The organism is Streptomyces sp. 549, from assembly GCF_030124175.1.
In the GTDB taxonomy this organism is placed as follows: domain Bacteria; phylum Actinomycetota; class Actinomycetes; order Streptomycetales; family Streptomycetaceae; genus Streptomyces.
This window is the reverse complement of sequence record NZ_JASKMT010000005.1, coordinates 181,057-206,735: the sequence shown is the minus strand read 5'-3', so window position 1 is coordinate 206,735 and position 25,679 is coordinate 181,057. Positions and strand designations below refer to the sequence as shown.

General features: G+C 72.4%; 27 protein-coding genes. 12 read left to right on the top strand and 15 right to left on the bottom strand.

Going from position 1 to position 25,679, the window contains the following annotated elements:
- Positions 1-3: 3 nt before the first annotated feature.
- From sigJ to QNO07_RS08645, 3 genes are all read right to left on the bottom strand, one after another.
- On the bottom strand, positions 4-936 hold the full coding sequence (gene sigJ, locus QNO07_RS08655; protein WP_283991093.1) for an RNA polymerase sigma factor SigJ: 933 nt from the start codon (positions 934-936) through the stop codon (positions 4-6).
- Positions 933-1,682, bottom strand: a complete 750-nt coding sequence (locus QNO07_RS08650) for an SDR family oxidoreductase (RefSeq protein WP_283991092.1) — start codon at positions 1,680-1,682, stop codon at positions 933-935. The genes sigJ and QNO07_RS08650 overlap by 4 nt, the downstream gene beginning before the upstream one ends.
- 127 nt (positions 1,683-1,809) lie before the next feature.
- Complete coding sequence (locus QNO07_RS08645; protein ID WP_283991091.1) at positions 1,810-2,031, bottom strand: hypothetical protein; 222 nt, start codon at positions 2,029-2,031, stop codon at positions 1,810-1,812.
- Between the two features lie 353 nt (positions 2,032-2,384).
- Here QNO07_RS08645 and QNO07_RS08640 point away from each other — a divergent pair, with 353 nt between their 5' ends.
- On the top strand, positions 2,385-3,608 hold the full coding sequence (locus QNO07_RS08640; protein WP_283991090.1) for a lipase family protein: 1,224 nt from the start codon (positions 2,385-2,387) through the stop codon (positions 3,606-3,608).
- 118 nt (positions 3,609-3,726) lie between these two features.
- On the opposite strand, the gene QNO07_RS08635 is transcribed toward QNO07_RS08640, so the two are convergent.
- The gene (locus QNO07_RS08635; RefSeq protein ID WP_283991089.1) at positions 3,727-4,119 is read right to left on the bottom strand and encodes a DUF5997 family protein; all 393 of its coding nucleotides are present in this window, start codon (positions 4,117-4,119) and stop codon (positions 3,727-3,729) included.
- A 57-nt stretch (positions 4,120-4,176) separates the two neighbouring features.
- Between QNO07_RS08635 and QNO07_RS08630 the strand changes: the two genes are divergently transcribed.
- Positions 4,177-4,980, top strand: coding sequence for a LysR family transcriptional regulator substrate-binding protein (locus QNO07_RS08630; protein ID WP_283991088.1), 804 nt, complete (start codon positions 4,177-4,179; stop codon positions 4,978-4,980).
- A gap of 58 nt (positions 4,981-5,038) precedes the next feature.
- Here QNO07_RS08630 and QNO07_RS08625 read toward each other — a convergent pair whose 3' ends face one another.
- From QNO07_RS08625 to QNO07_RS08610, 4 genes are all read right to left on the bottom strand, one after another.
- Positions 5,039-5,494 carry a peptidoglycan-binding domain-containing protein gene (locus QNO07_RS08625; RefSeq protein ID WP_283991087.1) on the bottom strand — a complete coding sequence of 152 codons (456 nt, stop codon included), beginning with the start codon at positions 5,492-5,494 and terminating at the stop codon, positions 5,039-5,041.
- Positions 5,495-5,830: 336 nt separating this feature from the next.
- Positions 5,831-6,562 carry a class I SAM-dependent DNA methyltransferase gene (locus QNO07_RS08620; protein WP_283991086.1) on the bottom strand — a complete coding sequence of 244 codons (732 nt, stop codon included), beginning with the start codon at positions 6,560-6,562 and terminating at the stop codon, positions 5,831-5,833.
- A gap of 99 nt (positions 6,563-6,661) precedes the next feature.
- A complete protein-coding gene (locus tag QNO07_RS08615) occupies positions 6,662-7,060 on the bottom strand; it encodes a hypothetical protein (RefSeq protein ID WP_283991085.1) in 399 nt (132 codons plus the stop codon).
- A gap of 115 nt (positions 7,061-7,175) precedes the next feature.
- Positions 7,176-7,877 (bottom strand): TetR/AcrR family transcriptional regulator C-terminal domain-containing protein, encoded by a 702-nt coding sequence (locus tag QNO07_RS08610; RefSeq protein WP_283991084.1) that lies wholly within the window; start codon positions 7,875-7,877, stop codon positions 7,176-7,178.
- Positions 7,878-7,958: 81 nt separating this feature from the next.
- Between QNO07_RS08610 and QNO07_RS08605 the strand changes: the two genes are divergently transcribed.
- Complete coding sequence (locus tag QNO07_RS08605; protein ID WP_283991083.1) at positions 7,959-8,903, top strand: alpha/beta fold hydrolase; 945 nt, start codon at positions 7,959-7,961, stop codon at positions 8,901-8,903.
- Positions 8,904-8,999: 96 nt separating this feature from the next.
- Here QNO07_RS08605 and QNO07_RS08600 read toward each other — a convergent pair whose 3' ends face one another.
- On the bottom strand, positions 9,000-9,758 hold the full coding sequence (locus tag QNO07_RS08600) for a VOC family protein (RefSeq protein WP_283991082.1): 759 nt from the start codon (positions 9,756-9,758) through the stop codon (positions 9,000-9,002).
- A gap of 231 nt (positions 9,759-9,989) precedes the next feature.
- Between QNO07_RS08600 and QNO07_RS08595 the strand changes: the two genes are divergently transcribed.
- Positions 9,990-10,202, top strand: a complete 213-nt coding sequence (locus tag QNO07_RS08595) for a cold-shock protein (RefSeq protein ID WP_283991081.1) — start codon at positions 9,990-9,992, stop codon at positions 10,200-10,202.
- Positions 10,203-10,748: 546 nt separating this feature from the next.
- Here the strand turns inward: QNO07_RS08595 and QNO07_RS08590 are convergent.
- The 4 genes from QNO07_RS08590 to QNO07_RS08575 all read right to left on the bottom strand — a co-directional run bounded on the left by QNO07_RS08590 (position 10,749) and on the right by QNO07_RS08575 (position 14,524).
- On the bottom strand, positions 10,749-12,074 hold the full coding sequence (locus tag QNO07_RS08590; protein WP_283991080.1) for an SPFH domain-containing protein: 1,326 nt from the start codon (positions 12,072-12,074) through the stop codon (positions 10,749-10,751).
- Positions 12,071-13,783, bottom strand: coding sequence for an SPFH domain-containing protein (locus QNO07_RS08585; RefSeq protein WP_283991079.1), 1,713 nt, complete (start codon positions 13,781-13,783; stop codon positions 12,071-12,073). The genes QNO07_RS08590 and QNO07_RS08585 overlap by 4 nt, the downstream gene beginning before the upstream one ends.
- Before the next feature lie 68 nt (positions 13,784-13,851).
- Positions 13,852-13,995 carry a hypothetical protein gene (locus tag QNO07_RS08580; protein ID WP_283991078.1) on the bottom strand — a complete coding sequence of 48 codons (144 nt, stop codon included), beginning with the start codon at positions 13,993-13,995 and terminating at the stop codon, positions 13,852-13,854.
- Positions 13,996-14,116: 121 nt separating this feature from the next.
- Positions 14,117-14,524 (bottom strand): DUF6336 family protein, encoded by a 408-nt coding sequence (locus QNO07_RS08575; protein WP_283991077.1) that lies wholly within the window; start codon positions 14,522-14,524, stop codon positions 14,117-14,119.
- A 204-nt stretch (positions 14,525-14,728) separates the two neighbouring features.
- Here QNO07_RS08575 and argC point away from each other — a divergent pair, with 204 nt between their 5' ends.
- The 5 genes from argC (at position 14,729) to QNO07_RS08550 (ending at position 19,643) form a co-directional block, all read left to right on the top strand.
- Positions 14,729-15,760 carry an N-acetyl-gamma-glutamyl-phosphate reductase gene (gene argC, locus QNO07_RS08570; RefSeq protein ID WP_283991076.1) on the top strand — a complete coding sequence of 344 codons (1,032 nt, stop codon included), beginning with the start codon at positions 14,729-14,731 and terminating at the stop codon, positions 15,758-15,760.
- Positions 15,761-15,875: 115 nt separating this feature from the next.
- Positions 15,876-17,027: a bifunctional glutamate N-acetyltransferase/amino-acid acetyltransferase ArgJ gene (gene argJ / locus QNO07_RS08565; RefSeq protein ID WP_283991075.1), complete on the top strand. Its 1,152-nt coding sequence runs from the start codon at positions 15,876-15,878 to the stop codon at positions 17,025-17,027.
- A complete protein-coding gene (argB, locus tag QNO07_RS08560) occupies positions 17,024-17,923 on the top strand; it encodes an acetylglutamate kinase (RefSeq protein WP_283991074.1) in 900 nt (299 codons plus the stop codon). Before argJ ends, argB begins: the two co-directional genes overlap by 4 nt.
- A complete protein-coding gene (locus QNO07_RS08555; protein ID WP_283991073.1) occupies positions 17,920-19,113 on the top strand; it encodes an acetylornithine transaminase in 1,194 nt (397 codons plus the stop codon). The genes argB and QNO07_RS08555 overlap by 4 nt, the downstream gene beginning before the upstream one ends.
- A gap of 2 nt (positions 19,114-19,115) precedes the next feature.
- Positions 19,116-19,643, top strand: coding sequence for an arginine repressor (locus QNO07_RS08550; protein WP_283991072.1), 528 nt, complete (start codon positions 19,116-19,118; stop codon positions 19,641-19,643).
- 71 nt (positions 19,644-19,714) lie between these two features.
- Here the strand turns inward: QNO07_RS08550 and QNO07_RS08545 are convergent, their stop codons facing one another.
- A complete protein-coding gene (locus tag QNO07_RS08545; protein WP_283991071.1) occupies positions 19,715-20,734 on the bottom strand; it encodes a bile acid:sodium symporter family protein in 1,020 nt (339 codons plus the stop codon).
- A 216-nt stretch (positions 20,735-20,950) separates the two neighbouring features.
- On the opposite strand from QNO07_RS08545, the gene QNO07_RS08540 reads away from it, so the two are divergent.
- From QNO07_RS08540 to QNO07_RS08530, 3 genes are all read left to right on the top strand, one after another.
- A complete protein-coding gene (locus QNO07_RS08540; protein WP_283991070.1) occupies positions 20,951-22,147 on the top strand; it encodes an argininosuccinate synthase in 1,197 nt (398 codons plus the stop codon).
- A gap of 99 nt (positions 22,148-22,246) precedes the next feature.
- Positions 22,247-23,692 (top strand): argininosuccinate lyase, encoded by a 1,446-nt coding sequence (gene argH / locus QNO07_RS08535; RefSeq protein ID WP_283991069.1) that lies wholly within the window; start codon positions 22,247-22,249, stop codon positions 23,690-23,692.
- Between the two features lie 132 nt (positions 23,693-23,824).
- On the top strand, positions 23,825-24,805 hold the full coding sequence (locus QNO07_RS08530) for an aldo/keto reductase (RefSeq protein WP_283991068.1): 981 nt from the start codon (positions 23,825-23,827) through the stop codon (positions 24,803-24,805).
- A gap of 82 nt (positions 24,806-24,887) precedes the next feature.
- Here QNO07_RS08530 and QNO07_RS08525 read toward each other — a convergent pair whose 3' ends face one another.
- Complete coding sequence (locus QNO07_RS08525) at positions 24,888-25,598, bottom strand: dihydrolipoyllysine-residue succinyltransferase component of 2-oxoglutarate dehydrogenase complex (RefSeq protein ID WP_283991067.1); 711 nt, start codon at positions 25,596-25,598, stop codon at positions 24,888-24,890.
- Positions 25,599-25,679 lie beyond the last annotated feature (81 nt).

Here is a 25,679-nt window from a genome sequence, read left to right as displayed (position 1 = left end):
GGGCTACTCCGCCAGGGACACGGATGTCAGCTTGTCCGGGTTGCGCACCACGTCGACCGCGACGAACCGGCCCGCCGACACCGTGAACGCGATGACCGACAGCACCCCGTCGGCGTCGCGCACCAGCAGCCCGGGGGCCCCGTTGACCTCGGCCTCCCACACCCCGGTGGGCGGTCGCCTGGCGTAGGCCAGCAGCACCCGCGCCACCCGGTCCGCGCCGCGTTCGACACGGCGCAGCGCGTTGACCCGGCCGCCCCCGTCGCTGCGGTAGACCGCCTCCGGGTCGAGCAGCGCCAGCAGCCCGTCCAGGTCCCCTGTGCCGCAGGCGGTGGCGAACGCGCTCACCAGGGCCCGCTGCTCGGCCCGGGTCGGCGGCCGACGCGGCCGCTCCTGCTCCACGTGCCGACGCGCCCGGGAGGCGAGCTGCCTCACGGCGGCGGGGGAGCGGCCGACGATCCCGGCCACCTCCTCGAACGGCACTCCGAACACGTCGTGCAGCAGGAACGCGGTGCGCTCCGCGGGGGAGAGCCGCTCCAGCACGATGAGCAGCGCCATGCCGACCGTCTCGTCCAGGGTGACCCGGTCCGCCGGGTCGGCCACCGCGGCCGGCTCGACAAGCGGCTCGGGCAGCCACGTCCCCACATACGCCTCACGGCGGACCCGGGCGCTCCCCAGGACGTCGAGCGCCAGCCGGCCCACCGTCGTCGTCAGCCACGCCCGCAGGTCCCGCACCTGCGAGGGGTCCTGGAGAGAGCGCAGCCTCAGCCACGCCTCCTGCACGCAGTCCTCCGCCTCGGCCAGCGACCCGGTCGTGGTGTAGGCGACCCGCAGCAGGTGCGCCCGGTGCTCCTCGAAGGCACGGGCCCACTCCTCCTGCCCTCCACCGCCGCCGGTCCCGTCCCGGCCTCCGGCGCGGGGGCGCGCCGAACCGGTCACGGATGCCCTGCCGCGAGCCACTGGGCGAACGTCGTGGTGCCGCGCACGTCGGGCCGCGCGGTGGTGAGCCCTCCCTCGCGCAGCGCCCGCCCCAGCGCGCCGGGCACCGCGACCGGTACCACCAACGCCCGCCGCCCGGTCGCGGCGAGCCACTGCCGCACCAGGTCCCGGGCGTCCTCAACCAGCGGGCCCGCCACCTCGACGCGGTCCCGCGCCGCGGGCTTCTCCGCCACGTCGGCGACAGCGACCGCCACCTCCGCGGCGGCGACGGTCTGCAGCCGGGCTCCCGGTGCGGGCAGCACCCGCCACCGGGCACCGGCCGCGACGGCCCCGGCCGCCAGCTCGTGGAACTGGGTCGCCCGCAGCAGCGTCCACGGCAGCGGACCCCGCTCGACCACACGTTCCTGCTCGGCCTTGGTTCGGTAGTACCCCATCGGCACCCGCTCGCACCCCACGATCGACACGCACACGTGATGGCGCACCCCTGCCGCCTCACCTGCGGCGAGCAGCCGCCGGGAGCCGTCCACCAGGGTCCGCGCGGCACCCTTCGTGGACGCGTTGTTGCTGGCGTCCACCACGGCGTCCACGCCAAGCAGCGCCTCGTCCAGCCCGGCGCCCGTCGTCAGGTCGACCCGGTACTCGGGGGCGCTGCGGCTCAGCACCCGCACCTCGTGACCGCGTGCGCCCAGTTCTGCGGCGACCCGGCGGCCGAGGGTTCCTGTTCCTCCAGCGATGGCGATCCTCATGCCACCAGGACGACACAGCCCGCAGGAATGTGACACCGCAGGGAGATGTGGCGTCGCTGGGTAGGGGTGTCGCGCCGCTGGAGGGGGCGTGCCCGGCCCGGTGGAGCCCAGGCCGGCGCGGCAGCCCCTAGAGCTTGCTCATCTTGCTGTAGGGGGTGGTGATCCTCCTCTGCGTCGAACCGAAGTCGACCAGCACGGCGACCTCGTCCTCGATACCGATGACGCGGCCGAGGCCGTGCACGTCGTGGGTGACCCGGTTGCCCACCGCGTACTGCTCGAGCGGCGGCACAACGGGGACCTTGAAGGGGCTGGTGGGCAGGTGGCGCCGGGTTGCGGCAGTCTTTTTCATTACCCGTAGTATGCGCCTGTCGGGCGGGGGTCCGCTGCCGCCTGCGCTGACATCCTGCCAACACCCGCCGTTTCGGGGTGCGATGTCCCATTCGTCTGCCCAACGGATCCATAACGGTCGCTCCGGCGGGGGCGCGCTGCCGCGCGCACGCACGTGCGAGGGTAGGTCCGGTGTTCGACTCACGGGGCGTTCCGGGGCCCCGACATCACCGTTGCGGGGGGTTTGACCGCCGGACGCCGCCCCACGCCCCCACGGCAGGCATGCTGGCGCCAGTCCCGGCCCGGCCGGGCCGCCGCGACCCGGGCGCACCCGCGGAACGCCTCCCGCGCCGCGCCGCCGGAAGGGAGACCGCCGTGACCCGAGCACCCGCGCTGCTGCACCCGCCGGAGAACGCCCCGGCGGGCGACGCCTTCTACACCCCGCCCGCGCCCCTCCCCGGCGGCGCCTGCGGCGACCCGATCCACCAGCGCCGACTGGACAACCCGGCGGCCGCCCTCACCGACGGCGTCAACTGGCTGGTCCTCTACCGCTCGCAGGACCTGCACGGCCGCCCGCTGGCCACGTCCGGCATCGTCGCCCTGCCGCGCATGTCCCCGCCGCCCGGCGGGTTCCCGGTGGTCAGCTGGGCGCACGGCACGGTCGGCGTGGCCGACCTGTGCGCGCCCTCCCGGAACGACCTGCGCTCGCGGGCGCACGCGGCGAACGCCAGTCCGCACACCCTGCTCAACGCCTTCCTGAGGCAGGGGTGGGCGGTGGTGATGAGCGACTACGAGCACCTGGGCACCACCGGAGGCCGTCACCCGTACATGCTGGGCGCCTCCCACGCGGCGGCCGTGCTGGACATCGTCCGCACCGCCCGGCACCTCTTCCCGGAGCAGGTGTCGCACCGGTTCGCGCTCGTCGGCCACGCGCAGGGAGGACAGGGGGTGCTGTTCGCCGCACACCACGCTCCCGCCTGGCCCGACCTCGACCTGCGGGCGGTGGCCGCGGTGGCTCCGGCGAACCACCTGCTCGACCAGGTCCGCGCCACCGCCCGGCTGCCGGCGCGGGGCGCGGGCGGACCCGCCCTCACCCCGCTGCTGCTCAGCGGCGCCATGGGCGGCGACCCGGCGATCCGCCCGCACCGCGTGCTGTCGGCCGCCGCCTACGCCCTGTGGCCCCACGTCGACCGGCGCTGCCCGGCAGGGCTCGGCGAGCCTGACTCCTGGGGACGGCTGCGGGGCACCGATCAGTTCAAGGGCGACTACCCCGCCCAGCCCACAGAGGACCAGCAGCGCTTCGAGGCGCAGCTCGACGCGATGAACCCGAACGTCACCGTCTCCGTTCCCGCCCGCATCAGCCAGGCTGCCGACGACCTGCTGGTGCGCGCCGACCCGCCGGCCCCGCAACGGGGCACCGACACGCTGGTGGAGGAACTGAGGCTGACCAACAAGGACAGCGGCCACTCCGTCGAGTACCGCCGGTACGCCGCAGGCGAGGTGCCGCAGGACGAGCCGCTGGGCGTGCACTTCTCCACCCTGACCCACGACACGCCGCACCTGCTCGGCTGGCTCGGCCCGCACCTCGCCGCCCGGTGAAGCAGGCTCGCCGCGACCCGTCCGGTACTCACCGCACAGGCACGACAAGCGACCCGCCCGGTGAGTACCGGACGGGTCGCGGACGAACAGGTGGACCCCGCGTAGGCGGGGCCGCCGGTCAGGACTCCTCGCGGGCCTCGGCGGACTGCTTCTCCTTGATGCGGACCGCTTCCTTGCGCACCTCGGCCTGGGTGGCGCGCTCCTTCTGCAGCCACTCGGGCGACTCGCTCTTCAGCGCCTCGATCTGCTCGGTGGTGAGCGGCTCGGTCACGCCGCCGCGCGCCAGGCCGGAGATGGAGACGCCCAGCTTCGACGCGACCACCGGCCGCGGGTGCGGACCGTTGCGGCGCAGCTCCTGGAGCCACTCCGGCGGATCGGCCTGGAGGGCGTTGAGCTCGGCCCGCGAGACGACACCCTCCTGGAACTCGGCGGGGGTGGCCTCGAGGTACACACCCAGCTTCTTCGCCGCGGTGGCGGGCTTCATCGTCTGGGTGGTCTGGTGCGACGTCATGGGTCCAGGGTATCGAGCGTGCGCGCCGCCTCCGACCAGTGCCGGTAGCCTTGCGGCGTGACAGACCCGGCAGCACAGACCTCCTTCCGGCTCGCGTACGTCCCAGGGGTCACGCCCTCGAAGTGGGTGCGCGTCTGGGGCGAGCGGCACCCCGAGGTGCCGCTGCACCTCGTCGCCGCGTCCCCGGCAGAGGCCCAGGAGGTGCTGCGCGCGGGGGAGGCGGACGCCGGCCTGGTCCGCCTGCCGGTCGACCGCGACTACTTCAGCGCCATCCCGCTCTACACAGAGGCGACGGTTGTCGTGGTCCCCAAGGACCACCTGGTGGCGGCGGCCGACGAGGTGACCGTGGCGGACCTCGCCGACGACATCGTGCTGCACCCGCTGGACGACCTGCTGGAGTGGGAGCGTCTGCCGGGCCGTCCCGCGCTGGAGCGGCCGGCCACCACCGGAGACGCCGTGGAGCTGGTGGCCGCAGGCATCGGGGTACTGGTGGTGCCGCAGTCGCTGGCCCGGCTGCACCACCGCCGTGACCTGACCTACCGCCCGCTGCTGGACGCCCCCGAGTCGAAAGTGGCCCTCTCCTGGCCCGAGGAGCGCACCACCGAGCTGGTGGAGGACTTCATCGGCGTCGTCCGTGGGCGCACCGTCAACAGCACCCGGGGCCGCCGGCCGACCCCGCCGCAGCCCAAGGCGGAACGGACCGGGAAGGGCGGCAGGAAGGGCGGCAGCACAGGAGGCGCGCAGGGCGGCAAGCAGCGGGGCGGCTCCGCCACCAGGTCCGGCGCGAAGGGTGCCCGCGGCTCCGCAGGCGGCAAGGGCGGCAAGCCCGGCAGGACCGGAAAGCCGCGCCGCCGCTCGTGACGACCCGCGGAGCGGCTCGGGCGGGACCCCCGAGGGGGCCCGCCCGGAGCGGTCGGGGTCAGCCCAGGGCGTTGGCGAACCGCTTGAACGCGGCCTGGGTACCGGAGCCGGCGATGCCGTCGATCGCACCGGTGTAACCCCAGCCCGCCTTCAGTAGGCGCTGCAGGGCGGACACCGTGCCGCTTCCGACGACGCCGTCGATGGCGCCGGTGTATCCCCAGTGGGTCCTAAGGTTGCGCTGGAACGCCTTCCAGCTGTTGGTGCCGAGCTGTCCGTCGATTGCCCCGGTGTAGCCCCAGTGACGGGTCAGCCAGCGCTGCACGTTCCGGGCCTGGGCGGCGCTGAGGCCGAGGTTGACCACTGCCTGCGGGGCGACGGCCTCGGAGCTGACCGGCGGCTGTGCGGCCTTCTGGGGCGCCGCGAGAGCGGTGCCCGCCCCCGCGAGGCTGCCGGCGGTGAGTCCCACCACGGCGGTGACGCTGACGAGTGACTTTGCCAAGAGGTTCGATCGCATGCGGTTCTTCCCCCTTCGGGATGCCGGGCGGCACCCGACGCGGCACGCGCGTCGGGATCGTTCGCTCGGATGCCACCCTCTGCGTGGGCGCCGGTCCGGGCTCGGCGGCCGTGGTCCGTGGCCTGCCCGCGCCGACGCGGTACGGGCAGAACCTATCCAGGCGGCGCGTCGGTTGTCGTCCGTCGATGCGTGGGCATGCGACCGGTCTGTCCGCCGGGGGCGCCCCTCCGTCGTATGCACTAGCGCTGCTGGGCCACCCCCACTCCGAGCGGGGCGTTCCAGGGCGTCCCGCCGCGGCGATCGAGGGGACAGTCCGAAGGTTGAGCCCGGCCCCCGTCACGCCTTCTCGTAGACCGAGACGTGGCTGCGGCTGTCTGCGGTGAACGGGCTGCGGTCCCAGTCGGCGAAGCGCTCGCGCAGGCTCATCCCGGCGAGCCGGGCCATCAGGTCCAGCTCGCTCGGCCAGCAGTAGCGCAGCCGCAGCGGCCGAAGTGTCGTGCCGTGCGCGTCGAACGTCACCCGCTGGAAGGTGACCGCCTGAGTCACCGGGTCGTGGAGCAGGAACTCCATGTTCACCGAGTCCTCGGCCAGGGAACGGGTGGCGACCCGCTGGTGGCGGTCGAACTCGGTCAGGTCCTGGACGAAGCACTCGACCACGAACAACCCGCCGGGCGCGAGGACTTCGGCGACGTTGCGGAAGCAGTCGACCTGCCGGGCCTGGCTTGGCAGGTTGAACAGCGTGTTGAACACCAGGTAGGACATCTGGAAGGGGCCGTCCACGGACACCTCCGCCATGTCGCCGATCGTCACGGGGATCTCCGAGCCGCCGGGCTTCGCCCGGAGCTGCTCGACCATCGCGGGTGAGCCTTCGATGCCCTCCAGTGCGAATCCGCGAGCGGCCAGGGGGAGTGCCAGCCGGCCGGTGCCGATCGCGAGTTCCAGAACCCGCCCGCCCGGTGGCACCAGATCGGCGAGGAACCCGACGGCCGGCGCCGGGTCCTGGACGTGCCCCGAGTCGTACTCGTGGGCGTAGCGGTCGAAGAACGCGGGATCGTTGAGTCCGGTCACGCTGAGGAGTCAAACACACTGCCGCGGACCGCGACAGCCAATTACCGCGCCCCTGCGGCCGACGCCCCGCCGCGCACGAGCGGCGGCGCGGGGTTCTGCTCAGCGGGTCGGGAGGCGAGGGGGCGCGTCACGGAAGAGGGCGAGCAGGGCCCGGCCCGGCGGCGAGTCCGCGTCGAAGAACTGCTTGGCCAGTTCTGCCGGTACGGCTGTTCCGTGCGTGCGCACCTCGTGGCAGCTGAAGCAGAACGCCGCCTCCAGCAGCACCCGTTCCAGGGCGTCCTGGTAAGCCCGTATGCCCCAGCCCGGCCGGAAGCCGCAGCGGTGCTGTGCAACGGCGGGCAGGGTCTGGATCAGGGCGAGAGCACGGGTGACCGCATCCCCGGTCCAGTGCGCGACCACCTCGCCGGGATACGGGTCGCCCGGCTCGTCCGGGAGGGCGGAGATGCGGATGACCTCGATCAGCGCGGTGCTCGCGAGGGCATGAACGGGGAGTTGCATGGGCCCATGCTGCCCGCGAAGCCACGGGCTGTCCGTGAAATCCCGCGCGGGGCCCGGAGTCTCCCTGTCTCCGGTGTATACCTCGGTCCGCGGGGTGGGACGGACGAGGCGTTCGTCAAGCGGGTCCGGGTGGTAGAAGACCGGTGAGCACCCGGCGCATCGTGTGCTCGAACAGCGCCTCGGGGCTGTCCGCGGGCTCGGGTGCGGTGCGGTCGGCCATCGCGGCCGCCAGACGTGGGTGATCTCCCTGAGCGGCTACCTGGCTGAGGTAGGCGATCTGCGCGGTCCTTCGGTCGGAGTCCACGAGGCGGCTCTGGAGTTCCACCCTGGCGAACTGTGTGACCAGGGCGTTCATCAGGGCGACGATCTCCGTCTTGGTCCCACCCGGCAGCCGGACGGCGGCCATCGCCCGCAGCGCGTACTCCAGGTAGTCCAGGCTGCGGGGGCCGAGCCGCAGAGCGTCCGGTGGCATCTCGGACAGCCAGGGGTGCCGCAGGTGGACGGCCCTGGTCCTGGCTGCGAGGGCGGCCAGATCCGCCACGGGGTCTCCGTCGAGCGGGACGCCGAGGTCGACCTCACCGGTCGCCGCGTCGGCCATCAGGTCGAGCAGGTCCTCGCGGCCGGCGACATAGCGGTACAGGGACGCCTGGCCGGTGCCGAGGGCTTTGGCCACGTGGCGCATCGACACCGCTGACAGGCCGCCCCCATCGGCCAGCTCGACAGCGACGGCGGTCAACTCCCGGCGGCTGTGTACAGCCGCCGGACCGCGGGTGCCGCGCTCGGGCCGCGCCCAGACGACCGAAGGTTCCTGGCCCACTCGCCCACCTGCCCTTGTCTTCCCACGGTGCGTCCCCTAGCTTAGAACTGCGAACATCGGTCGCAGTTCTAAGGAGGTCTGGTGTCTACGTCGATTTCGGGTCATCCGGGGCTGTGGAGCCCGGTTCGCCGGGCCGAGAACGGGGCGGTGCGGCTGGCCTTCGACTCGCTGACCGAAGGGGCCGACGGCGAGCCGCTTCTGCTGGTCACCGGTCTGGGTGTCAACCGGTTGTGGGTCCCGGACGGGTTGTGCCTGACGCTGGCCGCCCGGGGCTTCGCGGTGGCCCGGTACGACCAGCGCGACGGTGGCGAGTCGACCCACCTGCCGCCCACCGGCACCCGCAGCCCCCTGTCCGCGCTGTTCGCCCAACGCGGCGAGGCGTACACGGCCGAGGACATGGCCGATGACGCCGTCGCGGTGATGAGCGCCCTGGAGTGGCGGTCGGCGCATCTGCTGGGTGTCTCACTCGGCGGTGCCGTGGTGCAGCGGGTGGCTCTCCGGCATCCATGCCGTGTCCGCTCGCTGACAACGATGGGCGCCGTGCCGGGAGATGTCTCGGGCCTGCGGGCCCTGCGGTACATCCGGCTGGGGACCTTGGCGAAGTTCGCCCGCCTGAAGCATCCGGACACCCCTGACGGGGCGGTCGCGGCCGGTGTCGCCGTCTCCCGTCTCCTCGCCTCGCCGAACCGCTCCTTCGACGAGGTGGCCGCGCGGGAAGCAGCCGAGCGCAACGCGGACAGCGGTCTCCAGGACAGGCAGGCCCAGAGCCGACAGATCGGCGCCCAGTGGCACGGTCCGCCGATCAACGCCGTCAACCGGCCCACGCTGGTGCTCCACGGAGCCGACGACCCCCTCATCAGGCCCAGTGCGGCGCAGTCGATCGCCTCCAGAATCCCCGGCTCACGGCTCGTCGTCCTGCCGAACGTCGGCCACGAGCTTCCCGCCCGTGCCTGGGACTCCGTCGCCACCGAGGTGCACGGACTGGCCAACGCCTGCAGCCGCCGGACCCCAGGGTCCGATGACTGACGGATCAGTGCGGCCGTACTCGACGCCTGTCCACCGACCGAACCGCTCAGGAGCCGCGGCGCGAGCGCGCCCGGTGCCCCACGCGTCGGGGCGCCGTCACGGCCCCGCCTCGGGACGCGGGGCGAGGACGCAGAACTCGTGGCCCTCCGGGTCCGCCAGGCACTTCCACGGGGCGTCACCCTGGCCGAGGTCGATGTCGGTGGCGCCGAGCGCCCGCAGCCGGGCCACCTCCGCCTCCTGGTCGTCACCCGGATACGGCAGCAGGTCGACGTGCACCCGGTCCGGCACGGTCTTCCCGCCGGGCGTGCGGAGGAACTCGAGGTACGGGCCGACAGCCTTGGCTGAACGCAGCACCGCATGGTCGTCGCTGACCTCGTGCAGGGTCCAGTCCGTGGCCTCGTCCCAGAACCGGGCCATGGCTCGCGGGTCCGCGCAGTCGACCACCACAGCGGCGATCGGCCCGGTGTCCCGGTAGGTGTCCCGGGGCTCCAGCACGCAGAACTCGTTGCCCTCCGGGTCCGCGAGAACCGTCCACGGCACGTCGCCCTGGCCCACATGGGCGGGCGTCGCACCGAGGGAGCGCAGACGTGCGACCAGCTCCGCCTGATGGGCCGCTGAGATGGTGGCGAGATCGAGGTGTACCCGGTTCTTGGTCGCCGTCTTGGGTTCCGGGACGGTGACCACGTCGACGCAGACGGCGACCGGGTCCGGCCAGACGAACCCGCCGCCCGGCTCGACGTTGGTCACGCCGGGCTCTTCGCTGGAGACACCCCAGCCGAGCGCCTCCGCCCAGAACCGGCCGACGGCTGAGTCGTCAACAGCCTTGATGTTCACATTGACCGGTCGCAGAGCCATGCCGGCGATCCTATTCACCGGCTCTCCGCCGACACCAGCGGGTTTCGTCGCCGGGCAGAGATCAACTCGCTCATCGGGTGAAGGTTCGAGTCACACACCGTGACTGAGCGCTCGGCATGGCGCGTGAGCGTCACGGTGGGCGGATGTGGGCGGGAACCTGAGCGTGCGTCGGCGTCCGCATGGCAAGGTCCAACTGGCGGCGCAGGGTCGCCACGCAACCTTGGAGTGGGCATGTCCAACCGGCAATCCGGCACGGTCAAGTGGTTCAACGACGAGAAGGGATTCGGCTTCATCACCCCGCACGGGGGCGGTGACGACCTCTTCGTACATTTCAAGGCCATCGAGTCCGATGGTTTCAAGTCCCTCAAGGAAGGCCAGAGCGTCTCGTTCATCGCTGAGCACGGGCAGAAGGGCATGCAGGCCGCGCAGGTCCGCTCGGAGTAGGCCGCTCGCGGACCGAGTGCCGCAGTGGGCAAGAGCCGCCAACTGCGGCACTCGGTCGCACCCGCTGCGACCGAGATCTCTGGGGCGGGCTGTGCGTTTCGACGATCAGGTCGCGGCAGCCCTGCCAGGTGAAGCTCTTCGCCTTGCCCTTCCGCTCCCGGTACACGTGCAACCGGTGGATCAGACGCGATCGTTCGCCGCTCTCGTACCAGAGCAGTTCCGCAACGGAGAGCCGTTCCCGGTTCGGGCCCTCACCCGCACCTGCGGTGTCCGTCTGCACGGTGCCCGCGCGAACCGCTCCGCGGCCTCCGATCTCACCCGTTCACGAGCCGTCTGCTTCCTCGGTGTCAGCCCGCCTCCCCGCGCGTACCTCATCCCTCCGGCAACCGCAATTGTCACGAGTAATCCGCCGGGCCCCTTGATGTCCCCTGCCCAACGGGCAGCTGTCCAGGTGCGGGCCCAGAGAACGGCAACGGCGGCTCCCGGCTCCGAGGAGAGTTCGGAGCCGGGAGCCGCCGGGCTGAACGTGGCGGGGCGACGCCCGCCTCAGGCGTTGTCGTCCCCGTCCGGTTGCCCGTCCTTGAAGTGCCGCGTCGGAGCCGCGGGCAGCGCCGTCATCCGCGGCAGCAGCTGCGCGGCGAGCAGCGTCGAGAGCGCCGAGGTGTCACCGCTGCCGCCATCGGTGCGTACGACCACCGGCTGCGGTGCCTTCGACGCCAGCTCCGCGCCCACTTCGAGGCGGCGGCGGGCAAGCTCGTACTGGAGCACCGCGCGGTTGTCGCGGTATGCCTTGGCGAGGGCGCGCTGGGCGCGGGCCTCGTTCTCGGCGGAGATCAGGCCGCTGCGACCGCGGGTCTCGATCTCGAAACGGACCCGCTGGGCGTTGGTCTCCTGCTCCTCCAGCAGCTGGGCAACCTGTTCGCGGGCGTTGTTGAGCGCGGCCTTCACCTCGACGATGCGCGCGTCGCGCACCTTCTTGGCCCGCTCGATGTCCATGCCGAGGCTGTCGATACGGCGCTTGCGGGTCAGCCCCCACTCCTGCTCGTACGCCGTGCGCTCCTTGGCGACCCGCTCCCTGGTCGCCAGATGCTGCTGGTACTGCGTCGGCAGCTGGACGTCCGGGATGTTGGAGCCGGTGATGCGCACGCCGTAGCGCTCGAGCTGCCGGTTGAGCAGCTCCTGCATGTCGGCCACGTCGGAGCCGCGCAGGTCGTACGCCCGCTCGGTGCGCATCTGGCGGGCGCGCTGGCGGATGGCGTCCTGGACGGCGCTGGACAGGACCAGGTCGAAGTTGCCCGCGCCGATCGTGCGGACGAACCGGACCGCGTCCGTGATGCGGAACTTCAGGAAGAACTCGATCGACCGCAGCGGGACGTTCTCCTGCGTCGGGCAGGCCATCACCGGGGCGGAGTACGGGATCTCGGTGGCCGTGTCGACCACGAAGTCCACCCTCGACCAGGGGTGCCAGAGGTAGTGGCGGCCGGCGTCCAGGGTGCGGGTGACCGCACCGTAGCGAGTGAGGACGCCGTTGGTGCCCTGCTCGATCTCGACGATCGAGGATCGCCACCACCACAGCGCGCCGATGATCAGGAGCAGGCCGCCGGTCGCGTAGGCGAGTCCGGCGAGTGCACCGTAGGCGAGGTCCGCCGCGCCGTCGGAGTCCGCCCCGCGCAGCGACAGCATCACGCCCGTGAGCAGCGCGAACAGGCCGAGCCACAGGGGCAGCATCCACCACAGCCGGCGCCGGTTGCGGGGGATGATGACCGGGATCAGCGTGCCGGCCTCGCCGCCGCGCAGCAGCTGGGCGATGTCGCTCCAGGGCGCGACCGCCTCGGAGATGACCGACCTGCGGTTCATGCGTGCGGTACTCACTGACCGGCCTCCTCGGAGAAGTCGGGAACCTCGGACGCCTTCGCCTGCTCGGCGGTCTCCTGACCGGCCGAAGCGCTCGTCGGCGCTCCGCCCTCGGCCGACGGCACGGTGGGCCGCTCGGCCTGGAGCAGCACCACGATCTCGTCCTCGCGTCCGGCGATGCGCTCGCCGATGGCGGCGAGTTGCCCGCGCATGGCGGTCATGTCCGCCTCGCTGAACAGCTCCTCGCCGCGCTCGCCGACCATCTCCCGGGCCAGCTGCAGGAAGTCGACCCCGGCGGCGCCGTCGCCGTCCGCCGAGCCGCCGATGCGGACGAGGCGCGGCAGATGGTCGGCGACCTGCTCGAGGGTGTCGAGGATCTGCTGCTGGTAGCGGTACTCGAGGATCTCGGGAGCCTCGGCCGCGGTGACCGCGCGGATGTCGAGGGCCTGCGCCTCCAGCAGCGCCGCGTTGGCCTTCGCCTCGGACTCGGCCTGTACATAGCGCTGGCGGGCGAGGGCCTGGGCGCGGTTGGTCTCACGCTCCACGGCGGTGTCCATCTGGGCCTGGTACTGGGCGATGTCGGCGTGGATCGCGGAGAGCGTCTCGTGGCTGGTTGCCAGCTCCTTGCTCAGGTCGCCCTCGTCCTGCTCCTTGCGGAGCATCAGCGCGTACTCGTGGGTGTACGCCTCCTTCGCCATCCGCACCATCTCCGGGGCGGCCAGGTCCATCCGGTAGTTGCGGTCGGAGGGCTCCGCATGCGTGATGTTGGCGTTGGTCAGCTCCACCGCGGGCCGGAACTGCTGGTTCAGCTGCTCGAGGAGCCGGCCGGTGTCCTCGCCGACCATGTCGTAGATCCCGGCGGCCTCCTGCTCGTAGATGAGGCTGCGGATCGTCTCGCTCACCGCGTTGCTCAGCTTCTCCTCGAAGCCGCGCACCGCACCCAGTGTGTAGACGAACTCGGTCGCGTCGCTGATCCGGAACTGGATGAACAGGTCGATCGAGGCCTTCACGCCGCCCTTGGTCGGAGCCTCGCGCACCGGCGCGTTGAACGGGTACTCGCGGGTGGTGTTGAGGATGTACGAGACCCGCTTCCACGGGCTGATCAGGATCACCCGGCCGGGGCCGACGACCTTCTCCAGCTTCCCGAAGCGCGTGATCAGCGCCTGGCAGCCGTCCGGGACCATCACCATGCCCTGCCGCCACCACACGAAGGCGACCGCGACCAGGGAGATGACCCAGTAGTGCAGCCCGAAGAGCGGGTTGGTCAGAGGGGAGTCGTCCACCGTCGACACGATCGCGGTGCCCACGGCGCCCAGGACGAGCAGCGACAGCACCGGGAGCATGCTCAGGAACGAGCGGCCCTTGGGGAGCACCATCGGGCAGATCGCATGGACCTGCTCGCCGCCTTCACGCTGCTGCTCGCTCTGGTTGAGCGCCTCGCCGGCCTCGTCGAGAGAGACGGTCTTCTGCGCCATCACCGTGGCGATGGAGCCGCCCTGTTCCCTCGCGGCCGGAAAGTCGGCCGGGTCCATGCCCTCTTCCTCCGGCGCGGACGACTCCTCGTCGGCGTCGTCCCGTCCCTGGCCGGCCTGTCCCCGGCTCTGCGGCCGAGCGACCGACCGCCCCGTGCGCCGCCGGACTTCCTCCTCGGCCGCCTGCCGGGGATCGGCACCGGAGGCCACCGCTGAGGCCACCGTCCGCAGGCTCTGCGCCTTCGTTCGTGCCATCGTTCCCCCTTTCCTTGCTCTTCTCGTGCTCGCATCACTGGTCTGGCCCGCACCTCGGGCCGGGCCCTTCACGCCTTGTGCGCTTCGTGGTCGAGTTCCTGGTTCCAGTCATCCCACACCACATGCGGCGGCGGGAACAGGAGCGACAGGACGGGTCCGCCGATCGTGACCATACTGATGAGTAGCGTGGTAGCGCTGATCAGGCCCGTCACCGGCGCCGGGCTCGTGCCTACGCACGGTAGCCCCGCCCGCCGAGAGGGGCCGGTCGTCGACGGGCGCTGCCGCCCAGGTGCGACTGCCCGCCGGATGACGCCTGACCGAGCTGAGTGCCGGTCAGGTGCCCCACAGCCAGGAGCCGCCGGCGGCCGATGCCACGAGTTCGCCCAGGCCGAAAGCGACCGGAACAGGCACCAGCAGGAACACGCCGGCGCGGACCAGGGACGGCGCGGCGATCGAGACCACATCGTGGGGAGAGGTCGTGGTGAGGAAGTCACGCCAGCGCAGGACCTCCCCGAAGCTGCAGGCCCAGAAGAACAGCCCGATCAACAGGAAGACCGTGCCGGTCAGTAGTCCCAGAAAGGAAGTCGCCTCCAGGAAGTCGACGCGGTCGTCGTGCTTCTGGAAGACGAACGCGGCGACGACCACGCAGAGTGCCGCCCCCGCTCCGGATGCCGCCCCGCGCGCCACGACCTCACCCAGGCGCAGGCGCGGTTCGAGCACCCCGTCCTCGCCTCTGTTCACCTTGCCCACGATCGCCCCCGCGTCACCGCCGAACCGTAGCAGCGAGGCCCGTGACATGCCGCCCAACCGGAGACGACGCTCAAGGGCCGGCTCGGCCGCTCGGTAACACATGGGGTACTCGGGCCCGACTCGGGCCCGACTGCATAACCGATTGCATAAACCTGCCTAGCTTCGTATAGTCATGCCATCGATGAGGAGGGACCGATGGCAGCGGTACGTGTGGCAGTGGCCGGGGCGAGCGGGTACGCGGGAGGGGAGCTCCTGCGTCTGCTGCTCCAGCACCCCGACGTCGAGATCGGGGCGCTGACCGGCAACAGCAACGCCGGGCAGCCGCTCGGCGTCCTGCAGCCGCACCTGGGCCCGCTGGCCGAGCGGGTGCTCCAGCCCACCGAGGCGTCCGTGCTGGTCGGGCACGACGTGGTCTTCCTGGCGCTGCCGCACGGCCAGTCCGCTGCGGTGGCGGAGCAGCTGGGCGGCGAGGTGCTGGTGATCGACTGCGGGGCGGACTTCCGCCTGCGCGACGCCTCGGACTGGGTGCGCTACTACGACACCCCGCACGCCGGGACGTGGCCCTACGGGCTGCCCGAACTTCCCGGCGCCCGCGAGGCGTTGCGCGGCGCGCGGCGTATCGCCGTACCCGGCTGCTACCCGACGGCCGTCTCGCTCGCGCTGTTCCCGGCCTACGCCGCCGGGCTCGCCGAGCCGGAGGCGGTGATCGTCGCGGCTTCCGGGACATCGGGCGCGGGCAAGGCGCTCAAGCCGCACCTGCTGGGCAGCGAGGTGATGGGCTCGATGAGCCCGTACGGCGTGGGCGGCGTGCACCGGCACACGCCCGAGATGATTCAGAACCTGTCCGCGGTCGCGGGCGAGCCGGTCAGCGTCTCGTTCACCCCGACGCTGGCGCCGATGCCGCGCGGCATCCTCGCCACCTGCACCGCCCGGGCCAGGCCCGGTGTGACGGCCGGGGACGTGCGGGCGGCCTACGGAAAGGCGCTGGACGGTGAGCCGTTCGTGCGCCTGCTGCCGGAGGGCGCCTGGCCGTCGACGGGCGCGGTGTACGGCTCGAACGCGGTCCAGCTCCAGGTGGCGCTGGACGAGGCGGCCGGGCGCATCGTGGCCATCGCCGCCGTCGACAACCTGGCCAAGGGCACCGCGGGCGGTGCGGTGCAGAGCATGAACCTGGCGCTGGGCCTGCCCGAGGAGCGCGGCCTGCCCGCCACCGGCGTGGCGCCGTGATCAGGTCGTCGGCACCCGTGTCGGCGCACCGCACGGGAACGGTTCCGCACAGCCACCAGAGCACACCCGCCTCGCCGCGGCGCGGCGGCGGGGGAGAAGCAGACGAGGAGACGCAGTGAGCGTGACAGCGGCGAAGGGGTTCACGGCTGCGGGCATCGCAGCCGGGATCAAGGAGAGCGGCGACCCCGACCTGGCCCTGGTGGTCAACGAGGGGCCGCGTCTGGCGGCGGCGGGGGTCTTCACCTCCAACCGGGTCAAGGCCGCACCCGTGCTGTGGTCCGAGACGGTGCTGCGGGGCGGCAGGGTCTCCGCGGTCGTGCTCAACTCGGGCGGCGCCAACGCCTGCACCGGGCCACTCGGCTTCCAGGACACGCACGCCACCGCCGAGCACGTCGCCGCGGCCCTGGGCGGCAGCGCGGGTGAGGTGGCCGTCGCCTCCACGGGGCTGATCGGCATCCGGCTGCCGATGGACAAACTGCTGCCCGGCGTCGACGAGGCCGCGGGCCGGTTGTCGCACGACGGCGGTACCGACGCGGCCATCGCCATCAAGACCACCGACTCCGTGCACAAGACGGCCGCCGTCCGCAGCGACGGCTGGACGGTCGGCGGCATGGCCAAGGGCGCGGGCATGCTCGCGCCGGGGCTGGCCACCATGCTGGTGGTGCTCACCACCGACGCCGACGTGCCGGCCGCCGACCTCGACAAGGCGCTGCGGGACGCCACCCGCACCACCTTCGACCGGATCGACTCCGACGGCTGCATGTCCACCAACGACACCGTGCTGCTGCTCGCCTCCGGCGCCTCCGGCCTCACCCCGGCGCCCGGGGACTTCGCCGAGGCGGTGCGCGCGGTCTGCGACGACCTGGCCCAGCAGCTGATCCGCGACGCCGAGGGCGCCTCGAAGGACGTCCGCATCGAGGTGGTGGGCGCGGCCAGCGAGGACGACGCCGTCGAGGTCGGCCGGTCCATCGCCCGCAACAACCTGCTGAAGTGCGCGCTGCACGGAGAGGACCCCAACTGGGGCCGGGTGCTGTCCGCGATCGGCACGACCTCCGCCCGCTTCGAGCCCGACCGGCTGTCCGTCGCGATCAACGGCGTCTGGGTATGCCGGGACGGCAGCGTCGGTGAGGACCGGGACCTGGTCGACATGCGCTACCGCGAGGTGCGCATCACCGCCGACCTCGCCGCGGGGGAGGAGTCGGCCGTCATCTGGACGAACGACCTGACGGCCGACTACGTCCACGAGAACAGCGCGTACTCGTCATGAGCGCCCGCAAGCACACCGCGCTGCCCAAGGCCCGCACCCTCATCGAGGCGCTGCCCTGGCTGACCCGGCACCACGGCAAGACGGTCGTCATCAAGTTCGGCGGCAACGCGATGGTCGACGAGGAGCTGAAGGCGGCCTTCGCGCAGGACGTCGTCTTCCTGCGGCACGCCGGGCTGCGCCCGGTGGTCGTGCACGGAGGCGGCCCGCAGATCAACGCGCAGCTCGACCGGCTCGGCCTGGTCTCGGAGTTCAAGGCGGGGCTGCGCGTCACCACGCCGGAGACGATGGACGTGGTGCGCATGGTCCTCGCCGGGCAGGTGCAGCGCGACCTGGTCGGCCTGCTCAACCAGCACGGGCCGTGGGCGGTCGGCATGACCGGCGAGGACGCCCGCACCCTCACCGCCGTGCAGCGCTACGCCGACATCGACGGCGAGCGGGTCGACATCGGCCGGGTCGGCGACATCACCGCAGTCGACACCGGAGCCGTGCAGGCCCTGCTGGACGACGGCCGCATCCCGGTCGTGTCGTCCATCGCCCGCAGCGAGGACGGCACCCACGTCTACAACGTCAACGCCGACACGGCCGCCGCGGCACTCGCCGCGGCGCTGGACGCGGAGACGCTGATGGTGCTGACCGACGTGGAGGGCCTGTACGCGGACTGGCCGAACAGTGACGACGTGATCAGCCGGCTCACCGTCAGCCAGCTGGAGAAGCTGCTGCCGGACCTGGCCAGCGGCATGGTGCCGAAGATGGAGGGCTGCCTGCACGCCGTGCGCAACGGGGTGCACACCGCCCGCGTCATCGACGGCCGGGTGCAGCACTCGATCCTGCTGGAGATCTTCACCGACGAGGGAATCGGCACCATGGTCGTGCCGGACGAGGGGGAGCCCGTATGAGCAACGAGAGCCTGACGCGGCGCTGGCAGGGCGCGCTGATGGACAACTACGGCACGCCGCGTGTCCCACTCACCCACGGTGAGGGCGCCCGCCTGTGGGACGCCGACGGCAAGGAGTACCTGGACCTGCTGGGGGGCATCGCCGTCAACTCCCTCGGAACCGGCCACCCCGCCGTCGTGCGGGCCGTCTCCGACCAGGTCGCCACTCTCGGCCACGTGTCGAACCTGTTCGTCGCCGAGCCGCCCGTCGCGCTCGCCGAGCGGCTGCTCGCGCTGGCCGGCCGCGACGGCGCCGTCTACTTCTGCAACTCCGGCGCGGAGGCGGTCGAGGCGGCCCTGAAGATCGGCCGGCTGACCGGCCGCACCCACATGGTGGCGGCGGACGGCGGGTTCCACGGCCGGACCATGGGCGCACTCGCACTGACCGGGCAGCCCGCCAAGCGCGACCCGTTCCAGCCGCTGCCCGGCGACGTCACCCATGTGCCCTACGGCGACACCGACGCGCTGCGGGCCGCCGTCACCGACCGCACGGCACTGGTGGTGCTGGAGCCGGTGCAGGGTGAGAACGGCGTGGTCGTGCCGCCGCCCGGCTACCTGGCCGCCGCCCGGCAGATCACCTCGGCGACCGGCACCCTGCTCGTCTTCGACGAGGTGCAGACCGGCATCGGCCGGACCGGGCACTGGTTCGCCGGCCAGGCCGAGGGCGTCGAACCCGACCTCGTCACGCTCGCCAAGGGACTGGGCGGCGGGCTGCCGATCGGCGCGACCCTCGCCTTCGGCGAGGCGGCCGGCCTGCTGCACCCCGGCCACCACGGCTCGACCTTCGGCGGCAACCCGGTGGCCTGCGCCGCCGCGCTCGCCGTGCTGGACACGATCGCGGAGGACGGGCTGCTGGACCACGTCAAGCGGGTCGGAGGCCGGCTGCGGGACGCGGTGTGGGCGCTCGGCCATCCGCTGATCGACCAGGTACGGGGAGCCGGGCTGCTGCTGGGTATCGTGCTCACCGAGCCGGTCGCCGCGCAGGTGCAGCGGGCAGCCCAGGAAGCGGGCTTCCTGGTCAACGCCGCCGTGCCCGACGTCGTCCGGCTGGCGCCGCCGCTGATCATCAGCGAGAGCGAGGCGGACTCCTTCGTGCGGGCCCTGCCGGCCGTGCTCGACGCCGCCGACGGAACCCGACGAGCCGGAGAGTGACCATGATCGAGGAGCAGCACAGCGGCCAGGCCGTGCCGCAGACGAGGACGGCCCGGCACCGCCGGATCGTGGACATCCTCAACCGGCTGCCGGTGCGCTCCCAGAGCCAGCTGGCCAAACTCCTCGCCGACGACGGCCTGAGCGTCACCCAGGCCACGCTCTCGCGGGACCTCGACGAGCTGGGCGCGGTGAAGATCCGCAACTCCGGCGGAGAGCTGATCTACGCGGTGCCGGGGGAGGGCGGCGACCGCACCCCGCGGGCGCCGATGGGCGAGTCGGCCAGCGAGGCGCGCATGGCGCGACTCGCCGGGGAACTGCTCATCTCCGCGGAGGCGTCGGCCAACCTGGTGGTGCTGCGCACCCCGCCGGGGGCCGCCCAGTTCTTCGCCTCCGCCATCGACCAGGCCGAGGTCCACGAGATCATCGGCACCCTGGCGGGAGACGACACGCTGCTGCTGATCAGTCGTTCCCCGGACGGCGGCCAGACGCTCGCCGACCATCTCCTGCGCCTCGCCCAGAAGTCACGCTGAGCTGAAGGTCACGCTGAGTCGAACGTCAGGCTGAGTTGGAAGCCCTGCACGGTCGAACGTCGGGCCGAACGTCACACTGTGTCCGGTGTGTCTGGCGTGTCCCCTTCGCGGGGTGCGGCGGTGGCCCGCGAGCTGCGGGCGAAGAGGGCGGCGAGCAGCGAGCCCGAGATGTTGTGCCACACGGAGAACACCGCGGCGGGCAGGGCGGCGAGCGGACTGAACTGCGCTGCCGCGAGGGACGCGGCCAGCCCGGAGTTCTGCATGCCCACCTCGAAGGTCAGCGCCCGCCGGGCGGGCGCGTCGAGGCCGGCGAGCCGCCCGGCCGCGTAACCCAGGGCCAGGCCGAGGCCGTTGTGCAGCACGACGGCGACCATCACGGCGCCCGCGGCGGCGCGCAGGCTGCCCGCACTGGCGGCCACCACCACGGCGACGATGACCGCGATCGCCAGCGCCGAGAGCCAGGGCAGCACCGGTACCAGGGCGGCGATGCGGCGGGCGGCGAGTCGCCGTACGAGCAGCCCGCCCAGGACCGGGAGCAGCACCGTCCGCAGGATGTCCACCATCATCGAGCCGGCGTCCACGGGCAGGAACTCCCCGGCCAGCAGCAGCGCGAGCGGCGGGGTGACCAGTGGTGCCAGGCAGGTGGAGACGGTGGTGACGGACACCGACAGTGCCACGTCGCCGCGGGCCAGGTAGGTGACGACGTTGGACGCGGTCCCGCCGGGCGCGCAGCCCACCAGGACGACACCGGCGGCCAGTTCGGGCGGCAGTCCCAGTGCGTGGGCGACGAGCCAGCCCAGGCCCGGCATCACCGCGTACTGGGCCAGCAGTGCCACGCCGACCGCCCACGGGCGGCGCAGCACGCCGCGGAAGTCCGGCGGGGTGAGGGTCAGGCCCATGGTGAACATGACCGCGCCGAGCAGGTAGGGCACGGCGGAGGTCCAGCCGTCGAACGCCGCCGGTGTGGCGAATCCGAGCACGCCGGCGCCGAGCACCAGCAGGGGGAAGAGTGTCACGGCCCGGCGGGCCGAACGGTCTGCGGCGGTGCCGGTGGCGGCGTCGGGCGTCGGCGCGGGGGTGGGGGAGGGCATCGGCCGATGGAACGCCGGGCGGGGTCGTGCCCGCAACACCGTCTTGTCATGCGGGCGGCGGCTCGGGCCGCGGTCCCGGTGCGGAGGGGACCGTCCCCGCAACAGCCGACAACCGCGGCGGCACGGAGCTGAGCTGCGGAAACAGCGGCCTTTGACGAATCATACGGAGGAGTGCATACTTATACCTGTCACCGCATGGATCGTTAGGAGAACCCCGTGACCGAGCGCGTTGTACTTGCCTACTCCGGTGGCCTGGACACCTCCGTCTGCATCGGCTGGATCGCCGAGGAGACCGGAGCCGAGGTCATCGCCGTCGCCGTGGATGTCGGCCAGGGCGGCGAGGACCTCGACGTGATCCGCAAGCGCGCGCTCGACTGCGGCGCGGTCGAGGCGGAGGTCGCCGACGCCAAGGACGAGTTCGCCGAGGAGTACTGCCTCCCCGCGATCAAGGCCAACGCGCTCTACATGGACCGCTACCCGCTGGTCTCGGCGCTCTCCCGGCCGACCATCGTCAAGCACCTCGTCGCCGCCGCGAAGAAGCACGGCGCGACCACCGTCGCCCACGGCTGCACCGGCAAGGGCAACGACCAGGTGCGGTTCGAGGCCGGCATCTCCTCCCTCGCCCCCGACCTCACCTGCATCGCGCCGGTCCGGGACTACGCCATGACCCGCGACAAGGCCATCGCCTTCTGCGAGGAGAAGGGCCTGCCGATCGCCACCAGCAAGAAGTCGCCCTACTCCATCGACCAGAACGTCTTCGGTCGCGCCGTGGAGACCGGCTTCCTGGAGGACATCTGGAACGGGCCCATCGAGGACGTGTACGAGTACACCTCCGACCCGGCCCAGCCGCGGGAGGCCGACGAGGTCATCGTCACCTTCGAGCAGGGCGTACCGGTCGCCATCGACGGCCGCCCGGTCACGGTGCTCCAGGCCATCCAGCAGCTCAACGAGCGGGCGGGCGCCCAGGGCGTCGGCCGGATCGACATGGTCGAGGACCGGCTCGTGGGCATCAAGTCCCGTGAGGTGTACGAGTCGCCGGGCGGCATCGCCCTGATCACCGCGCACCAGGAGCTGGAGAACGTCACCGTCGAGCGGGAACTCGCCCGCTTCAAGCGGCAGGTGGAGCAGCGGTGGACCGAACTGGTCTACGACGGCCTGTGGTTCTCCCCGCTGAAGCGGGCCCTGGACGGCTTCATCAACGAGGCCAACCAGCACGTCAGCGGCGACATCCGGATGACCCTGCACGGCGGCCGGGCCACCGTGACCGGCCGGCGGTCCGAGCAGTCGCTGTACGACTTCAACCTGGCGACCTACGACACCGGTGACACCTTCGACCAGTCGCTCTCGAAGGGCTTCATCGAACTGTTCGGCATGTCCAGCAAGATCGCAGCCAAGCGTGACCTGGCACAGTAGTCTGCGCCCCGGCAGCACCGCCCGACGCCTCACCCGCCTCCTCGCCGCAGTAGTGGCGGGGAGGTGCACGCCACCCCGCCGACGAGGAGTACAGCAGCGATGACAAACGGACCGCGGAAGCCGGCCGAGGGCGGCGACGTTCGGCTGTGGGGCGGCCGCTTCGCGGACGGCCCGTCCGAGGCGCTGGCCCGGCTGAGCGCGTCGGTGCACTTCGACTGGCGGCTCGCGCCCTACGACATCGCCGGTTCCCGCGCGCACGCCCGGGCGCTGCACACCGCGGGCCTGCTGACCGCCGACGAACTGGAGCGCATGCTCGACGGTCTGGACCGCCTGGAGGCCGACGTCGCCGACGGCTCGTTCACCGGGGCCGTCGCGGACGAGGACGTGCACACGGCACTCGAACGCGGCCTGCTGGAGCGGCTCGGTCCGGACCTCGGCGGCAAGCTGCGCGCCGGCCGCTCGCGCAACGACCAGGTCGCCACCCTCTTCCGCATGTACCTGCGGGACCACGCACGGATCATCGGCGGACTCCTCACCGACCTGCAGGAGGCGCTGGTCGGGCTGGCCGAGGCCCACCCGGACGTGGCCATGCCGGGCCGCACCCACCTCCAGCACGCCCAGCCGGTGCTGTTCTCGCACCACGTGCTCGCCCACGTCCAGGCGCTCGGCCGCAACGCCGAGCGGCTGCGCCAGTGGGACGAGCGCACCGCCGTCTCGCCCTACGGCTCCGGGGCGCTGGCCGGCTCCTCGCTCGGCCTGGACCCGCGGGCGGTGGCCGCCGACCTCGGCTTCGGGCGCGGCTCCTCGGCGAACTCCATCGACGGCACGGCCTCCCGGGACTTCGTCGCCGAGTTCGCCTTCGTCACCGCCATGATCGGCGTCGACCTGTCCAGGATCGCCGAGGAGGTGATCATCTGGAACACCCGCGAGTTCTCCTTCGTCACGCTGCACGACGCGTTCTCCACCGGTTCGTCGATCATGCCGCAGAAGAAGAACCCGGACATCGCCGAGCTGGCCCGCGGCAAGTCCGGGCGTCTGATCGGCAACCTGACCGGGCTGCTGGCCACACTGAAGGCCCTGCCGCTGGCCTACAACCGCGACCTCCAGGAGGACAAGGAGCCGGTCTTCGACTCCTGCGACCAACTGGAGGTGCTGCTCCCGGCGTTCACCGGCATGATGGCGACGCTGACCGTGCACCGCGAGCGCATGGAGGAACTGGCTCCGGCCGGCTTCTCGCTGGCCACCGACGTCGCCGAGTGGCTGGTCAAGCAGGGCGTGCCGTTCCGGGTGGCGCACGAGGTCGCGGGTGAGTGCGTGCAGGTCTGCGAAGGCGCGGGCATCGAGCTCGACGAGCTGACGGACGAGCAGTTCGCCAAGATCTCCCCGCACCTCACCCCCGAGGTGCGCACGGTGCTCAACGTCCGGGGCGCGCTCGCCGCGCGGGACGGCCGCGGCGGCACCGCGCCCGCGGCCGTCGCCGTGCAGCTCGGCGAGGTGAAGGCCGACCTGGCCCTCCAGCGCCACTGGGCCGACGAGGCCAGGTAGCGCGCCGGCCCGGCTGCGGAACCGGCCGGGTGGCGGAACCGGCGGGCGCGCGACGGGTCGCCGGGCGGCCCGCCTGCGGCGTGGGTACGGTGGGCGGCACCGCCGTCCCCACGCCGCCCCCGGAGTGCCCCCTTGTCTCTTGACCGCCTCGCCGGCGCCCTGTCGACCACCGCCCGCATCGGGCTGGGCCTCGCCGCCGTCGGCCGGCCCGGTTACCTGAACCTCGGCCGCGACCGGGATCTCCCGGCCGACCGCACGGTCGACGTCCTGCGGGCCCGCACCCACGAGCTGCTGGACGCCGCGCACGCCGCGGGCGTGCGGTACGTCGACACGGCCCGCTCCTACGGGCTGGCCGAGGAGTTCCTCGCCGAGTGGCTGCGGGCCAGGCCCGAGGCCGCGGACACCGCGGTGGGCAGCAAGTGGGGCTACACGTACACCGCGGGCTGGGCGGTGGACGCCGAGGTCCACGAGGTGAAGGACCACACGCCAGGCACCTTCGACCGGCAGACGGCGGAGACCGGTCAGCTGCTCGGCGACCGCCTCGACCTCTACCAGATCCACTCCCTCACCCCGGAGAGCCCGGCACTCACCGACCGGGCGCTGCACGAGCGGCTGGCCGCGCTCGGTGAGCGCGGCATCGCGATCGGCTTCTCCACCAGCGGCCCCCGGCAGGCCGACACGATCCGGGCCGCGCTGGACGTCGAGGTCGAGGGCCGCCCGCTGTTCGCCGCCGTCCAGTCCACCTTCAACCTGCTGGAGACCTCCGCCGGGCCTGCCCTGTCCGAGGCGCACCGGGCAGGGCTCCTGGTCGTCGTGAAGGAGGCGCTCGCCAACGGCCGCCTGGCCGGCCCGGCCGCGCCGACCGCCCTGCGCCGCGTCGCCGAGCAGGCCGGGACGGGTTGCGACGCGGTGGCGCTCGCCGCGGTGCTGCGCGAGCCCTGGGTCTCGGTGGTGCTCTCCGGCGCGGCCACCACCGCGCAGCTCTCCTCCAACCTGCGCGCCGCGGAGCTGACCGGGAGCGCCGACGACGAGAAGCGCACGGCCTCACTCGGTGGACTGACCGAGCAGCCGTCCGCGTACTGGCGGCACCGCGCCACCCTGCCCTGGCACTGACCGGCCCCCCGCCGCCGGCTGAGCCCCGCCTCGCGGGTGCCCGCAGCGAGCGGGCAAACCGCGAGGCGGCGCGGACGGGAACCTACGGCAGGTCGAAGGAGATGCGGCGCTCGCCGATCTTCACGACCCGGTCGCTGTACTCGTCCGGGCCGCCGTCCCGCTTGATCAGGTACTGGCACTTGTAGCCGGAGTCCTGGTCGACCTCGACCAGTTCGGCCTTGGGCAGGTCATCGCAGCGCAGGTCGTCGCTGGTGGAGGACTGCTGGGTCCAGAACGCGGCCTTCACGCCCTCGCCGACCAGCAGCGCCTTCTTGGGCGCGACCCGGTAGCTGACGACGAACGAGCCCTCCTTGTAGTTGTCACCGATCGTGACGTCCCAGGGCACGTCGACACCGTCGTAGGTGACCTTGCACTCGGTCGTGGCGCCGGCCTTCATGGTCAGCTCACCGCCCGCGCAGGTGCCGGTGGTGTCCTTCAGCACGCCGGCCATCTGCACGGTGCGCTGCTGGAGTTCGTAGACCACCTTGTCGGTGATGGTGGCGCTGCGGTCCGGTGAGGGGCTGATGCTCGGAGCGCTGCGGACCGGCTCCTCGGCGGGGGACTCGACCGGGGACGGCAGCTGCTCGCCCTCGAAGGCGTCGTCGTCCTGCGCGGGCTCGTTCGCGGGTGCGCTCGAACCGGCCGCGGGGGACGCGTTCTTGTCGTCCTTGCCGTCGCCGCTGTCGGAACTGCCGCAGCCGACGGTGAGCAGACCGGCGGCCAGCACGGCTGTGAGGGTTCGTGTATATCGCATGGGCCGTGACTCTAACGGTCGCCAAGCACGGCCCAGGGCCTGCTGTCCAGTAGCCGGACGGTCGATTCGGGGCAAGTCTTC

Coding starts and splice junctions, on each gene's coding strand:
- QNO07_RS08650 (WP_283991092.1), bottom strand. CDS start 1,682: ATGAGGATCGCCATCGCTGGAGGAACAGGAACCCTCGGCCGCCGGGTC.
- QNO07_RS08645 (WP_283991091.1), bottom strand. CDS start 2,031: ATGAAAAAGACTGCCGCAACCCGGCGCCACCTGCCCACCAGCCCCTTC.
- QNO07_RS08635 (WP_283991089.1), bottom strand. CDS start 4,119: ATGACGTCGCACCAGACCACCCAGACGATGAAGCCCGCCACCGCGGCG.
- QNO07_RS08625 (WP_283991087.1), bottom strand. CDS start 5,494: ATGCGATCGAACCTCTTGGCAAAGTCACTCGTCAGCGTCACCGCCGTG.
- QNO07_RS08615 (WP_283991085.1), bottom strand. CDS start 7,060: ATGCAACTCCCCGTTCATGCCCTCGCGAGCACCGCGCTGATCGAGGTC.
- QNO07_RS08600 (WP_283991082.1), bottom strand. CDS start 9,758: ATGGCTCTGCGACCGGTCAATGTGAACATCAAGGCTGTTGACGACTCA.
- QNO07_RS08595 (WP_283991081.1), top strand. CDS start 9,990: ATGTCCAACCGGCAATCCGGCACGGTCAAGTGGTTCAACGACGAGAAG.
- QNO07_RS08585 (WP_283991079.1), bottom strand. CDS start 13,783: ATGGCACGAACGAAGGCGCAGAGCCTGCGGACGGTGGCCTCAGCGGTG.
- argC (WP_283991076.1), top strand. CDS start 14,729: ATGGCAGCGGTACGTGTGGCAGTGGCCGGGGCGAGCGGGTACGCGGGA.
- argB (WP_283991074.1), top strand. CDS start 17,024: ATGAGCGCCCGCAAGCACACCGCGCTGCCCAAGGCCCGCACCCTCATC.
- QNO07_RS08555 (WP_283991073.1), top strand. CDS start 17,920: ATGAGCAACGAGAGCCTGACGCGGCGCTGGCAGGGCGCGCTGATGGAC.
- QNO07_RS08550 (WP_283991072.1), top strand. CDS start 19,116: ATGATCGAGGAGCAGCACAGCGGCCAGGCCGTGCCGCAGACGAGGACG.
- QNO07_RS08545 (WP_283991071.1), bottom strand. CDS start 20,734: ATGCCCTCCCCCACCCCCGCGCCGACGCCCGACGCCGCCACCGGCACC.
- argH (WP_283991069.1), top strand. CDS start 22,247: ATGACAAACGGACCGCGGAAGCCGGCCGAGGGCGGCGACGTTCGGCTG.
- QNO07_RS08525 (WP_283991067.1), bottom strand. CDS start 25,598: ATGCGATATACACGAACCCTCACAGCCGTGCTGGCCGCCGGTCTGCTC.